General features: G+C 42.6%; 8 protein-coding genes. 5 read left to right on the forward strand and 3 right to left on the reverse strand.

The features are described from left to right. Positions 1-191 precede the first annotated feature (191 nt). From P3L47_RS10370 to P3L47_RS10390, 5 genes are all read left to right on the forward strand, one after another. Positions 192-779 carry an RNA polymerase sigma-70 factor gene (locus P3L47_RS10370; RefSeq protein WP_277783692.1) on the forward strand — a complete coding sequence of 196 codons (588 nt, stop codon included), beginning with the start codon at positions 192-194 and terminating at the stop codon, positions 777-779. A 43-nt stretch (positions 780-822) separates the two neighbouring features. After that, positions 823-1,764 (forward strand): FecR family protein, encoded by a 942-nt coding sequence (locus P3L47_RS10375; RefSeq protein ID WP_277783555.1) that lies wholly within the window; start codon positions 823-825, stop codon positions 1,762-1,764. A 289-nt stretch (positions 1,765-2,053) separates the two neighbouring features. After that, positions 2,054-5,329, forward strand: coding sequence for a TonB-dependent receptor (locus P3L47_RS10380; RefSeq protein ID WP_277783693.1), 3,276 nt, complete (start codon positions 2,054-2,056; stop codon positions 5,327-5,329). Positions 5,330-5,350: 21 nt separating this feature from the next. Beyond that, positions 5,351-6,841, forward strand: a complete 1,491-nt coding sequence (locus P3L47_RS10385; protein WP_277783556.1) for a RagB/SusD family nutrient uptake outer membrane protein — start codon at positions 5,351-5,353, stop codon at positions 6,839-6,841. A gap of 88 nt (positions 6,842-6,929) precedes the next feature. Then, positions 6,930-8,333, forward strand: coding sequence for an alpha-L-fucosidase (locus P3L47_RS10390; RefSeq protein ID WP_277783557.1), 1,404 nt, complete (start codon positions 6,930-6,932; stop codon positions 8,331-8,333). A 111-nt stretch (positions 8,334-8,444) separates the two neighbouring features. Here P3L47_RS10390 and P3L47_RS10395 read toward each other — a convergent pair whose 3' ends face one another. The 3 genes from P3L47_RS10395 to P3L47_RS10405 all read right to left on the reverse strand — a co-directional run bounded on the left by P3L47_RS10395 (position 8,445) and on the right by P3L47_RS10405 (position 14,790). Continuing rightward, complete coding sequence (locus tag P3L47_RS10395; protein ID WP_277783558.1) at positions 8,445-10,166, reverse strand: SusD/RagB family nutrient-binding outer membrane lipoprotein; 1,722 nt, start codon at positions 10,164-10,166, stop codon at positions 8,445-8,447. A gap of 37 nt (positions 10,167-10,203) precedes the next feature. Continuing rightward, positions 10,204-13,644 (reverse strand): SusC/RagA family TonB-linked outer membrane protein, encoded by a 3,441-nt coding sequence (locus P3L47_RS10400; protein ID WP_277783559.1) that lies wholly within the window; start codon positions 13,642-13,644, stop codon positions 10,204-10,206. A gap of 621 nt (positions 13,645-14,265) precedes the next feature. Continuing rightward, on the reverse strand, positions 14,266-14,790 hold the full coding sequence (locus tag P3L47_RS10405) for an NUDIX domain-containing protein (protein WP_277783560.1): 525 nt from the start codon (positions 14,788-14,790) through the stop codon (positions 14,266-14,268). Between the last annotated feature and the right edge of the window lie 22 nt (positions 14,791-14,812).

Raw genomic sequence — 14,812 nt, forward strand, 5'->3', positions numbered from 1 at the left:
AGATATTAAACAGTCTCTGTTAATTCTAAGTTGCAAATATAAAGAATAACATACAAATGCTAAGTAAGTTATTAACAAAAAGAATTAATATTTGGAATCATAAACAAACGTGTCAAAACAAAAAGTGAGGGTATCGGTCATGATTTCGTGTAAAAATGTCTTATATTTACGCTCTCTTCATACAGCAAAAGATGGGTGGATCGGAAGACATAAAAGAATTAAGCAGGTTGTTGGAAAGTTATAAAGGCCGTTTTATCAGCTTTGCAAATTCCTATGTGCAGGAATTTTCCGTAGCGGAAGATTTCACGATGGAGGCTTTTATGGATTATTGGGAAATGCGGGAAATGCTGCAGCCTGATTCGAATGTACCGGCCTATATCCTGACTTTGATCAAGCATAAATGTCTGAATCACCTGAAAAGAAAACAATTGCAGGAAGATGTCTCTCAAAGGCTCCGGACGGTTGCCGAATGGGAGCTGAATCTGCAAATATCCTCTTTGGAAGTCTGCGAACCCACAGAGCTTTTCACTACAGAAATAAAAGAGATAGTAAACCGGACCCTTCAGCAATTACCTGAACAGACACGGCGTGTTTTTCTGATGAGCCGTTTTGAGAATAAAACCCGTAAAGAGATTGCCGACGAATTGAATATGACTTCGAAAGGCGTAGAATACCATATATCCAAAGCGCTGGCCGCCCTTCGTGTGAATTTGAAAGACTATTATACGATCCTTCCCTTTTTATTTTACAATCTGAAATTTTTAACTTTTTTAAACTAGGCGCTTGCTTCTCCCGATTTCTATATATACAGAAGATAGAAATATGGAGAAAGAATTACTATATAAGTTTTTTACAGGAACTGCTACACTGGAAGAAAAAGAGTGCATTATGCGGTGGATGGAAGTATCTCCGGATAATAAAGCTGCTTTTCTGAAAGAAAGGAAATTGTATAATGCGATACTGTTGAATGCCGAACCGGAGAATACATCGGTTGCCGGAAACAAAAAACAACATGGGTTGCATTTAGGTTTCGTGAAGTTCCTGCGGATAGCGGCAATGATCGTCATCGCTTTCGGGTTAGGGTATTTTGCCCAGGACCGGGACGACGAGGGGCCGGTAGCTATGCAGACTATAGCCGTTCCTGCCGGCCAATGCGTCAATATCACGTTGCCTGACGGCAGTAACATTTGGCTGAATGCGCAGACGACTATACAATATCCGGTTTCGTTCAACAAACATGAACGTAAGATCAAGCTGGATGGCGAAGCTTACTTTGAAGTGGCGAAAGATAAGAAACGGCCTTTTATCGTCAATACAAAAGAATGCAGTGTGGAGGTCTTGGGTACGAAATTCAATGTGGATGCCTATTCCAGCCGGGATAAATTTGAAACGGTGCTGATGGAAGGAAGCGTCAAGGTATCCATGCATAATGACCCTTCGGAAACAATTTCACTAAAACCCAATAATAAGGTGTATCGTTCGAATGGTAAACTGTTGACACAGAAAATTGATAATTACGAAAGATACCGCTGGAAAGAAGGGTTGATCTGTTTCCAGGATGAACCGTTCAGGCTGGTGATGGAAGACTTTGAGAAATTCTATGGGTTGAAGATAATTGTGAACAACCAGAAAGTGACAAAGTATTTGTACACAGGGAAATTTAAGCAAACAGATGGTATTGATTATGCGCTAAGTCTGCTGCAGAAAAATATCCACTTTACCTATCAACGCGACCGCGAAAATCATGTGGTGTATATTAATTAAATGAAATAATAACCTTTTAAATCTGATTGCCTATGATATAGTAAAAAAAGTTTTTGTTAACGAAAAAGCCGGTTGATGGTGACGCATCAACCGGCAGGAATCTCAATCACAATTAATTAAATTGTATTATTTTGAAACACACAAATGTATGAAAAAAAATACTTTACAGGGACATTATTGCTTAAAAAGTCCCAACCTTAAACAACTCTTTAGAATTATGCGGATAACTACATTCTTGTTATTGGTCTGTATCTTTTGTTCGTTTGCCTCTACTTCCCATTCACAAAATATGCGGGTGAGCATAAGTAAATCAAGCACACAGTTAAACAAAATTTTCTCTGAAATAGAGAAGCAGACGGAGTATCTGTTTGTATATAACAACCAGATAGATGTGAATCGAAAAGTTTCTGTTAATGTAAAGGAGAAACAGGTTGCCCAGGTATTGGATGAGCTGTTTCGCGATACCAATATCGAGTATATGATCCAGGGTAATCATATCGTTTTGTCCTCCAAAGAAAATAAGCAGGAAACACAGCAACAGTCGAGACGTCAGATCTCCGGAGTTGTCGTAGATGATAACGGCGATCCGGTTATCGGAGCCAATGTGCTGGTAAAAGGAACGACGACCGGGAATATAACGGATGTAGATGGTAAATTCTCTTTCGAAGTGCCGGATAATGCCGTACTGGAAGTATCCTATATCGGCTATTTGACGCAGGAAGTCAGTACAAAAAATAAATCGATCCTGAAGATCACTTTGCATGAAGACACTCAGAATCTGGAAGAGGTCGTGATTGTTGGTTACGGTACGATGAAGAAAAGTGACTTGACTGGTGCTTCCGGTTCTGTAAAAGAAGATGCGTTGGCACAACGGACAGTTACTTCTTTCGGACAGGCTTTGTCGGGACGCGTATCCGGTGTGAATATCTCGACTAACTCAGGTCGTCCGGGCGGACGTGCTTCCATTCGTATCCGTGGTAACTCTTCTATCAGCGTAACGAACGACCCTCTTTATGTGGTGGACGGTGTGATTCTGAATGTCAGCACATTGACCAACGGAACATCTCCGATCGACTATCTGAATCCGAACGATATCAAGTCGGTGGAAGTCTTGAAAGATGCGTCGGCAACAGCCATCTACGGTGCCCGAGGTGCGAATGGTGTTATTTTGGTTACAACCAAGAAAGGTGAAGGTGTGGGTACTAGTATTCGTTACGATACCGACTTCGGTATAGGTGTTCTTCCTAAAAAACTGGATGTACTGAATGCTGCCGAGTTCCTGCAACTGGAGGATCTCGCCTATGCGAATGCTCAGAAGTTCGATCCGGAAGGATGGCAGAACGGAAACTATAAAGATCCGAAACTGAAAAGAACAGACTCGCGGTTGTTCGATTCTAACGGCCAGCCGTTGTACGATACAGACTGGCAGGACGAAACTATCCGCAATGCTTTTTCGCAGACACATCAAGTATCCGTGTCCAATACAAAAGGTGGCGACAGCTACGGGTTGTCTGTCGGATTCAGAGGAGAGGACGGTCTGATCATCGAATCTTACCTGAAACGTTATTCTGCCCGTTTCTTTATGGACAGCGAGCTGACCAAATGGTTGAAAGTAGGGGGTAGCCTGAGCTATGCCTATCAGAAAGAACGCCAGACCGACTCAATGGGGGATGGCGGTATCACGGTAGGACGTCAGATCGTGGAGGCATTGCCTTTCCTGCCTGTCCGTTATGAGGACGGAACTTTTGCCGGAAACAACGATTATCCGGGAATGGAAGGCGGTAACAGTCCGGTGCAGGTGGCTAAAGACCGTAACTATACATTGGAAACACAGACTATGCTGGGTAATGTATATGCGAACATCACTATTCTTCCGGGGTTGGAGTTCCGTTCCGTATTGGGTGCCAATATCATCAATCAGAAATCGAATTATTATGGAGGTCGTCAGTTGATCTGGATCTCTTCTCCGAACGGCAGTGCTTCTGTAAATAATAACCGGAATAACTCCTGGCAGTTTGAAAATTACGTGACTTATCATAAAGATTTTGCCCGGGTACATTCATTTACCGGTATGGTCGGTTTATCCTGGCAGCATGTGGATAACTCTTCGTCCACAGCGTCGGCAACAGGTTTCGAAGATGATTTCTTCCAGTATAACAACCTGGGGATCGGAACTTCTCCTACGGCAGCATCGAGTGCCAATGCATATGGTTTGAATTCTTATTTTGCCCGTGTCAATTATGGCTATAAGAGTAAATATTTATTGACGGCGACAGCTCGTTTAGACGGATCGTCTAAATTCGGTCAGTCAAACAGATATGCATTCTTCCCCTCTGTAGGTGCTGCGTGGCGTATCTCGGAAGAGAGTTTTATGAAACCGGCTACTGCTATCTCTAATTTGAAGTTGAGAGTCAGCTACGGTTTGACTGGTAACTCGGAAACAGGTGCTTATGCTTCACAGGGTAGTTTGGGCAATTATACGACTGTTTTCGGCAGTTCGAAAGCATCCGGTATCGGTGTTTCTTCTTTGGCTAATCCTGATCTGAAATGGGAAAAGACTTCTCAGGTGAATGCCGGATTGGACATCGGTCTGTTCAACAACCGCGTAAACCTGGAAATGGATGTATATTATAAAAAGACGACAGATATGTTGCTGAGTGCTCCGGTACCGGCTTCCAGCGGTTTCACATCGATTACGAAGAATGTCGGAAGTATGAGCAATAAGGGTTTTGAGTTTTCTATCAATACGGTAAATATTACCAATGAGAATTTCTCATGGGAAACGACGTTCAATATCTCATTCAACAAGAACAAGGTGTTGGCGTTAAGCGAGGGAGACGATGATATTTATCCGGGACCGGATATTTTGTCTTCAAGCAATAACATCATCCGTGTTGGTGAACCGGTCGGTTCTTTCTATGGCTACAAACGTCTGGGAACCTGGGGTACGGATGAAGCGGAAGAAGCAGCTAAATATAACTTGCGTCCGGGTGACCTGAAACTTTGGGACCGTAACAATGACGGACAGATCAATGATATGGATCGCCTGATCATCGGTAAAGGTATTCCTGACGGTTACGGGACATTCTCCAACTCATTCCGTTATAAAAACTTCGACCTGGTTGTCGACCTGCAGTATATGTTCGGTAACGATGTACTGGATATTTCCAAACACTCGGCAGAAGACCGTACCGGTATAGCAAACAGTTATAAGACTGTTCTGAATGCATGGACTCCGGAAAACCAGAATACGATGATCGCACAGATCAGACCGACCGGTGCAGGATATACGACGAACATCGACTCTCATTTCGTGGAAGACGGCTCGTTCCTGCGTGGTAAGAACCTGGTTTTGGGGTATACTTTCCCGTCTGAATTGACAAAGAAGATCTCGATCAAGTATCTGAGAGTGTACGGTAGTGTTCAGAATTTCTTCCTGATCACTAAATATAACGGTTATGACCCGGAAGTGTCGGATGCGACACAGACGTTTGCTCAAGGTATCACCGTATTCGGTTATCCGAAACCGCGTACGTTCACGATTGGTCTGAATGTTAGTTTTTAACTCTTAATACTATTATTAAATATGAAGACAAAATATGCTTTATTGATATTATCACTGGTGCTCGGTTGTAGTTGTACTGACTTTTTGGACGAATCGAATCCGTCTAACTTTACTCAGCAAAACTATTTTAAGACAGCGGAGCATGCGCGCAGCGTGGTTAATTCTATCTATGCAGATCTGCGGTATTCGGCAAACGGTGACTATGGTGGCAATCCGTATTTCATGACCGATTTCCTGACAGGGCTGGCAGGTACGAAAGTAAGCCAGAACGTCAACATCAATAATATCCGTTTGGTCGTGAATAATTCGGACAACGAGTACAGTAAGAGTTGGTGGAACTATGCATACCGTGCTATTGCCAATGCAAACCTGGCAATCACTTACATACCGGGAATCGAGATGGATAAATCGACTAAAAGTAAATGTTTGGGCGAAGCCTATTTCCTTCGTGCCTATAATTATTTCAACCTGGTACGTTTGTTTGGTTCTGTTCCGTTGGTATTGGTGCCGGTGGATGCTTCTTCCCCCGAATTGTATCCGCAACAGGCTTCTACGGAAGAGGTTTATAACTCGATCCTTTCGGACCTGAAACAGGCGGAAGAATCTGATCTGGGCTGGACGGATGAAACCGGACGTGTGACGAAAGCGACAGTGAAATCTTTGCTGGCAAGCGTTTATCTGACAATGGCAGGATATCCGATGGAAAAAGGAAAGGAATACTATGCGCTGGCTGCATCCAAGGCAAAAGAGGTGATCGATAACGGTAGTTATAAACTCTTTTCTTCTTACAGCGACCTGCATAATATTGAAATGGAGAATAAAGGGGAACATCTGTTCATGATACAATATCAGTCCGGTATCGTAGAGAATCCGTTCCAGAGCTTGCTCTTGCCTTACAATATGGACGTTTCTTATTATTCGACGGAAACGGGTTCTGTATATGCACTGGATGAATTTATCAATACGTATGAAGATGGGGATAAGCGTACTGAAGAAGGTGAGTTTTATTATACACAATTCACTTCGAATGCCAACCGTGAAGAAGTTGTGAAATTCGGCGGTTATTACATTTATAAGTTCTTCGATATGGATGCTCATTTGAATACGGCTAAGAGCAGTCTTAATTATCCGTTGCTTCGTTATGCCGATCTTCTGTTGATGTATGCGGAAGCTCAGAATGAAGCGGAGGGAGGTCCTTCGGCTACTGCTTATGCTTGTGTCAACCAGATCAGACAACGTGCGAATCTGAAAGATTTGAGCGGATTATCGCAGGAAGATTTTCGTTATGCAGTCTGGAAAGAACGTTACCATGAACTGGCTTTCGAGAATAAGATTTGGTTTGATATGGCACGTACCCGCAAGGTGTTGAACCTGGCAACCGGTAAGTTTGATGACTATGTCGGGCATAAGTTTACGTATGGTCCTGTATTGAGTTCACGGGAATTACTGTTCCCGATTCCGACGAACGAGATCAAGAACAATAAGAACCTGAAACAGAATGACGGTTATTAAAAGAACGATTATTTAAGTAGAATAAAAAAGGTATATTTGCCGGTTGACTTTTCGGAGGAACCGGCAAATATTTTAATAAGGAACAGTTATGAGAAAAAATGTATCAATTCTTTTGTGTTTTGCCTTTTTATGTTGCCTGGCAGTACAGGGAAAAACACAATCGGTAAATGGAACTTCGGATCTGCGCACTTTGCAGCAGCAATTTGTCGATCTGAAATTCGGAATGTTTATCCACTTTAATATTCCGACTTTTATGAGTGACGACTGGGCTGATCCCGATGCCAGTCCGGCTATCTTTAATCCGGTGAAACTGGATTGTAACCAGTGGGCGGAAGCAGCTAAAGCGGCCAAGATGCGTTATGGCTGTCTGACGACCAAACATCACAGCGGTTTTTGTATATGGGATACGAAAACGACCGGTTATAATGTTATGAACAGTCCGCTCAAGCGGGATGTAGTAAAAGAATATGTGGAGGCTTTCCGGAAGCAGGGACTTAAAACGATGCTTTATTATTCCATACTGGATACGCATCATAAATTGCGTCCCGGCTTTATTACGAAGGAGCATATCGATATGGTGAAGGCGCAGTTGACGGAGCTTCTGACCAACTATGGTGAAATAACTGCGATCATTATCGACGGTTGGGATGCTCCCTGGTCAAGAATTTCGTATGAAGATATACCTTTCCAGGAAATTTACCGACTGATCAAACGGCTTCAGCCTGACTGTTTGGTCATGGACCTGAATGCTGCCAAATATCCGAAAGATGCTTTGTTCTATACCGATATTAAATCATACGAACAGAATGCCGGACAGCATATTTCAAAAGAATCCAATCAGTTGCCGGCTCTGTCCTGTCTGCCCATCAATAAGAGTTGGTTCTGGAAAGAAGAGTTTCCAACTTCTCCGGTGAAGGATCCGACCGCGATTGTAAAGGATAATCTGGAGCCGTTCAACCAGGCTTATTGCAATTTCATACTGAATGTGGCTCCTAACCGGGACGGATTGATTGATCCGAATGCTGTAGAAGGTTTGAAGCAGATAGGAGCTATTTGGAAAGACAATGCGACAGTCCCTGGATTGCCGGTGTATGATGCTCCGATAACAGCAACGAATATAGCAAAGCATAAACCGACTAATTCCAGCTGGAGCGATGATATGTGGATCATGGATTTTGCCAATGATGATGATTTTACAACAAGTTGGCGATCCAATAAACAGGTGGCAAAGCCTTGGCTGGAAGTCGATTTGGACAAATGTCATTCATTCAATATGATAACGATCACAGACCTGCAGGGAAGTATAAAGAGTTATCGTTTGTTATATGAATCGGATGGTGTCTGGAAAGAAATTTGTTCGAGTGATAAGTCTGATAAAGTGAAAGTACATCGTTTCGACCGTCTCTGGGGTAATAAAGTAAAAATAGAGATTGACAGAACCAACGGACAAGCTTCCATTGCGGAGTTCGGGGTGTATGATGAACAACGTTGATAGTTTATATAATAATAAAACCGCCGCGAATCACTTCGGGGCGGTTTCGGGTTCCACATTTACCATCAATTATGTTTTATATAATTTATGTGGATATATCTTTATTATTGATTATCGAACCATTTTGTAATAATCTTTCTTAGCCCAGAAGAGGTTGGTGTAATAACCGGATGACTCTTCGTAGTTCTTGGCGATCGCTGCCTGGCAGTTGTCACTGTTGTAAGTCAGCTCATCACTTGGATAGGGTAAGCGATTTGGAGGAGTCGGGAAAGCGGTCACCTGGTTGTCTGTTGCGAATCCAACAACAGGATAACCGGTACGACGTGTCACATTCCAGGCTTCCAGCTTGTTCAAGAAACCGAAGTTTAACCATAACTGAGTGCAGACAGCTTCCTGTGTCGGTTTCCAGATACTTTCAGCGTATGCTGTGATTTCATCATCTGTCGGTCTAACCAATGGACGGAATCCTCTGTAGCTATCGTTGCCTGGCTTATAAAGCGAACTTGTTTCCTTCATATCCCAGTAATATTCAGTAGACAGTTTCACACCTTCTACGAAGTGAGTTTTCGCCTTGTTGACGTCAGCTGCTACACCATAACCCATCAAATAGGCTTCTGCCTTGCTGAGGCTAACCTCTGCTGCGCTCAACCATAAACCGAATATGTTTTCATTTCCCTGATACTCTTTCCAGCCGGCAGCTGCGATAGAGTCAATTTCACAGAAATAGTTGGCATCTGGCATGCCTTTCTGTACATATTCCTGATGCTTTTGATCTATCAAGTTAGATATTTCTGCATCGGTCATCATGACATCGTAAGCGATATATTCGCCCTCTGGGTTACAGTCGTACATTACTTCCAAACGTGGGTCAGTCTGGTCATTGGGTAGACCGTTTGCTGGTACATTCATAGCATCCAGAACTGCTTGTGAACAAGCTGCCATGCCACTTGAACGAAGTGCTTGCGACAGTGACTTACCAAAGTTGAAGTCATCTTTTTGGGTGTCGGGTGTCACTCCCATATTTTCCTTATTGTTGTCAATCAGCGGATACTTGCCCGGATTGTTCAGGATTTCAGCAATGGCGGCATGAGCTTCCGCTACGCAATCACCGGAGGTTGACAAATGAAGGGCAATACGCAGACGGAGCGAGTTTACGTATTTCTGCCACATAGTAGCATCACCAGCTGCGATTGTATAATCTTGGCGGCTTAATGCATTTAATCCTTTCTGATCCACATTGCCGTGGTCGAAATAGTCGCCTACCTCTTTCAAGTTGGTAAGAATCTGCTTGTATAGTTCTACATCGTCGTCGTAAACGCACTTCTTTTTAGCCTCATTGTAGTCACCGTCTCTCCAAAGAGTTCCGGCACCGGTGTAGGGAACATCACCGAATACCGACAACATTTCATGCAACTGTGATTCAACCAACGTACGACCCAAATAATAGAATACCAAGTTCGATGGTTTTTCAACCTCGGGAAGATTTTCATAGGTATATTCCAGCAAACGCAGCTGGGTTACCATGTCATAGAAGTTTTTCCAACGATCGTCGTAGCGACCTTCTCCAGAACCCATATAGCGGCCGCGTGCATTGTTGGTACCGATAATACCGGAGAAAAGACCGGATGTGGTAGATTGTATCCAATGACGATAGTAAATCGGGTTCATCCATGTATTACCTTTGAACATTAGACCGGTAAATACCTGAGGAACGCCTACTGTTTCTGTCTTGGAGGGATCAGCATACTTGTCATCATACGCTGAATCGGCACATGATGAAGCGAGCGATATCAGTGCGATTCCTCCTATTAACAATGAAAATATCTTTTTCATAAATTCTTCTTTTTAATCTGATTTAGTAAATAGTAAGTTAGAAGCTTGCGCGTACTGAGAAACCGAATGTACGTGCACTGGCAGTAGAACCGCCGATTTGTGCCTGGTAGATCCAGTTTGTTCCGTCTGTCGCTTCAGCGTCGAACAGTTTCATTGTGCGATATACATAGAACGGGTTACGTACGAAACCGGAAACCATCAGGTTGTTGCAGGCAAACTTTCTAGTCAATTCTGCCGGTAAAGTGTAACCTAGACTGATTTCGCGACATTTGATGTAGCTGTTTTTCTGGATAGCATCCTGATAACTCATGCTGGGACCTGTTCCCCAACCATACATATTGTTGTTTGCTTCCATTTGAGTCACAACGATATCGTTCGGTGTTCCGTCTTCTTTCACGCCCGGAAGTATTAAACCATTGTCCCAAACATAGTGGCCGTTAACCATTGTTTCACCTCGATTGTAGTTGCCTACTTCACTTGGATTGAGTACATGGATAGATCCTTTGTTTTCCATCTTTTCTGTATCGCTGTAGTAGAAAAGACCTCCGGTTGAATGGTCACGAACACCTACTGCATCGGTTATATTTCCAACTGCCATCATATACTGCCAGGGAGTGTTCAATACATCACCACCGAAGCGAAAGTCGAATGCCATGTCTAATGTGAAGTTCTTGTAGCTTAAACTTGTACCGAAACCTCCGGTTACTTTCGGCATAGCGTTACCAACTTTGTGACGTTCAGATGTGTCAGTCATATACAAACCGTTGCTACCTACAATATAGTTACCGTTTTCGTCGGTTTTATAGGTATAAGTATACCAGTCACCCATAGATTCGCCAACGTGTGATTCAAGAATAGCGGCTCCACCGTCGATGTTTGTATGGGTTAATACATCCAGACCTTCGGCCAGTTTTTTTACGGTGTTTTTGTTCCATGCTACATTTGCACGCAAATCCCACTTCCAATCCTTGTTTTCAAAGGGAGTGCCGTATACGCTTAATTCAACACCTTTGTTGCTTAACTCACCGACATTCATCAACATACTTTGTGCACCCATTGATGCAGCACTGGTTGTTGCAAGAATCTGATCCTTGATAGTATTGCTATAGAAGTTGAACTCCATCCCCAAGCGGTTACCGAAGAATTTGTTTTCCAAACCGATTTCAAATTCATACTTGGTTTCCGGTTTGATATCTTCGTTACCAATACTTGTTGGTACGGTATTATAAATATAGTTGGATGATCTCATCAAAGATTCTTGACTGAAAGCCAGGTTAGCAAGATAGAGTTCGGGGGCGTTACCTACAATACCGTAAGAGGCACGTACCTTTCCATAGTTCCACCAAGTCGGCATTTGATCTTTCAGCAACTCTGTATAGAGCACACTGACGCTGGCAGAAGGATACCAGAAAGAGTTGTTGCCCTTTTTCAAGGTAGATGTCTTTTCCTGACGGATAGAACCTTCCACAAAACCCCATCCGTTATAACCGTAGCTGGCTGTCAGGAAAGCACCTGTTTTAAGTAACTCCTGTTTGGTCATGCTTGCATTCTTTGTACCAACGGAGGCGTTCAGGTTAAACCAGTTTTCCGGTGTCAAGCCTTGATTGGTGCTTACATCTGACAGATAGTAGGATTCTTGGCGTGCTGTCCAACCCAGGTTAGCTGTTATGTTATGGAGTTCGTTGAATGTTTTGTCATACATTAACATAACGTCGCTATAAACAATTTGGTATTGACTGTTTTTCAATCCGTATTTGTCACTAAATTGACCGTTGGTAGAGAAAATATGTGAGTTATCTGAATACTCTTTGTTTTCAATCTTGTCGACTGTCAGATCGGCAGCTACACGTCCACTCAATGTCAATCCGGGGATAATCTCCCAGGTTGGGTTGATAGAACCAATGAAACGTTGATGATCTTCTAACTGTTCCTTACCCATGATGTTCCAGAAGTATTCGTCAATCAGCGCTGTAGAACCCATCGGTGAGTAAAGGAACTGTTCGTCCGGTGTTAAGGTATCGCTTGTTCCGCCGTTGTTGGCAGAATAACTGTTCTTATACCCGAAACTAGTTACTGTATGGTCACGCATGTAAGCGACATCGGTGAAACCACCGAACATACCGCTAAAATTGTTAGTCAAACGGCTGATGCGATATGGGCGGTTCTTGATATATTGGTTCTGATAAGTAGCCGTATAGTTCAACTTGATTGTATTAGTAACATCGAATGTACCGTTCAGGTTGAAATTGTGCTTATGATTGTTAGAGTTAAGCTGCATGGCCTTCGCATCAGTATAGGTGTACGAGAAACGTACATTGTTGCGTTCATTGCTATTGGTCAATGACAGGTTATATGTTTGGTTGATACCTGTACGGAAGATATCTGCCCACTGGTTGTGATCGATCGGTTCATATGCCCGCTGTGTACCGTCAAAATAGGTTACCATCTTACTCGGATCGTATTTAGCACCCCATGAATAGTACGTTTCGCGGTTAGTCGTAGTAATAGGGTTACCGTTGCGGTCGACACGTAATTGGCGGAAACCGGTCAAAGCTTCCTGGCTGCTGTTACCTAATTCAGAGTTATCGTAACCGGGACCGTATTCTTTCTGAATCTCAGGCATGTAGGCTACTTTATCGAAACTTACGTTGGCACTGAAGTCTACGCGTGTACCTGTACCGGCTTTAGCCTTTTTGGTTGTGATCATCACAACACCGTTGGCAGCTTCCGAGCCGTACAGAGCAGAAGCGGCAGCACCTTTCAAGATAGAGATGTTCTCAATGTCTTCGGGGTTGATATCGACCATACCGTTGGAATTGATGCGTTGGTTACCCCAATAGCCGTCGTTGTTGGTGTTACCGTTGTGGAGGGGGACACCATCCATGATGATCAATGGCTGTGTATTACCTGTGATAGAAGAAAGGCCACGGACAGAAATAGAAACAGCAGATGTTCCACCACCTGGAGCAGCCTGGATACGTACACCGGTTGCCTTACCGTAAAGTCCTGAAGCGAGGTTCGAACCGCCGGTTCTTGTCAATTCTTCAGAAGAAACGTTACTTACAGCGTAACCCAATTTTTTGGCATCTTTTTTGATACCCAAAGCTGTTACGACTACTTCATCGAGTTTTTGGCTGTCTTCGGCTAATTTGATGTTCAAGGAAGCCTGGCCTGTGTAGGTAATTTCCTGAGTCGCGTATCCGATAAAGGAAATCTGGATAACGTCTCCGTTTTTAACTCCTTCAAGGCTAAAGTTACCATCCATGTCGGTAATATTACCGTTTGTGGTTCCTTTGATCACTACTGATGCTCCGGCAACAGGACCGAAATCATCTTCTACAACACCTGTCACTTTCCCGTTTTGTTGGGAAATCGCGGTTTCTAGCTTCTCTGGCGCTAAATCAGCATATGCACTGACTGGCAGTACCATGGCTCCTGCGGCGAGGAGTAAGCTGACTTGTTTGAAGTGTTTCAACATAATAAATGATGTTATTGATGATAATACTAGTGTTAGTAAAGGTCCTTTAGATTTTGACGTTTATTGATCTTTGATCTTAGTTCTGAAAGAACTTAGGCTTTAAAAAGGCTTGAAGCTATTGATAGTCAAAGATGGTTTACTTATTTTAAGTGATAAAAAAAATGAATATAGAAAAACAAGCTACTTCTATTCAGAATCGCTTAGAAATACTTGATTAACAAATATTGTGTGAATGATAGTTCTGGTTGAATTTCTGGAATTAAATGGATGTTTTTGTACTTTAAATATACAATATGAATAAAATCATGGTCTAAGATTTGTTGTTTGATAACACCAGGGCGATCTATTTTGTTTTAGACTAGAATGTTAAAAATGGTCTTTTATGAAATAAATATTGACGAAAAATAACAATGTGAAATAAAAAAGATATACATTTGTGGCAAGTATTAAGTATTGAGTTCTTTCAGAACTTAGGCGATATTTCTACCAAATCTCCTTATTTTTCTTCAATTTTTACTATCTATTAATTTATTTTATCCAGTAATACTTCTGACTGTATTAAAAATAAAAAAGAGCGGACTTTTATCCCGCTCCTGATTGTCATAAATTGGTACTTACCGATTAGTTATTATTTTTTCTATAGATTTCGATCCCTTTCTTTATTGATATCAGACCGAAATCATCTGCATTTAGCTCTCCTTTTTTCAGGATAACGATTTCGGCAGCATCATCTTCTGCGTGGGCACCGTTGAAATTATCCACGAGACATTCAAAAAACATATCCACCGTATGTACTTCGAAACCGCTATACATATACAAATTAGGAATAGAAAACAGATAGCGGCATTCGGTTATATCCAGTCCTGTCTCTTCTTTCACCTCACGATGTGCTGCTTCTTCTGCCGATTCATGCATATCGACAAATCCTCCCGGTAAATCGAGCGTCCCTTTCGCCGGGTCTTTGGCACGGCGTACCAATAAGATCTCACCTGCCGCATTACGAATAAAACAGGCTACAGCCGATGACGGGTTGAAATAGTATACGAAACCGCACGTCGTACATTGTTTAGCTTTCTCGTTACGTTCGACGAAAGTTTTAGCACCACATTTGGGGCAATAAACGAACTGATGTAAAGGATGACTCATAGAATTGACTAATATATAATGT

The organism is Parabacteroides chongii (genome assembly GCF_029581355.1).
GTDB classification, from domain to species: domain Bacteria; phylum Bacteroidota; class Bacteroidia; order Bacteroidales; family Tannerellaceae; genus Parabacteroides; species Parabacteroides chongii.

Excerpts from the sequence above, each read along its gene's own strand:
- P3L47_RS10370 (WP_277783692.1), top strand. The coding sequence starts at position 192 with ATGGGTGGATCGGAAGACATAAAAGAATTAAGCAGGTTGTTGGAAAGT.
- P3L47_RS10375 (WP_277783555.1), top strand. The coding sequence starts at position 823 with ATGGAGAAAGAATTACTATATAAGTTTTTTACAGGAACTGCTACACTG.
- P3L47_RS10380 (WP_277783693.1), top strand. The coding sequence starts at position 2,054 with ATGCGGGTGAGCATAAGTAAATCAAGCACACAGTTAAACAAAATTTTC.
- P3L47_RS10385 (WP_277783556.1), top strand. The coding sequence starts at position 5,351 with ATGAAGACAAAATATGCTTTATTGATATTATCACTGGTGCTCGGTTGT.
- P3L47_RS10390 (WP_277783557.1), top strand. The coding sequence starts at position 6,930 with ATGAGAAAAAATGTATCAATTCTTTTGTGTTTTGCCTTTTTATGTTGC.
- P3L47_RS10395 (WP_277783558.1), bottom strand. The coding sequence starts at position 10,166 with ATGAAAAAGATATTTTCATTGTTAATAGGAGGAATCGCACTGATATCG.
- P3L47_RS10400 (WP_277783559.1), bottom strand. The coding sequence starts at position 13,644 with ATGTTGAAACACTTCAAACAAGTCAGCTTACTCCTCGCCGCAGGAGCC.
- P3L47_RS10405 (WP_277783560.1), bottom strand. The coding sequence starts at position 14,790 with ATGAGTCATCCTTTACATCAGTTCGTTTATTGCCCCAAATGTGGTGCT.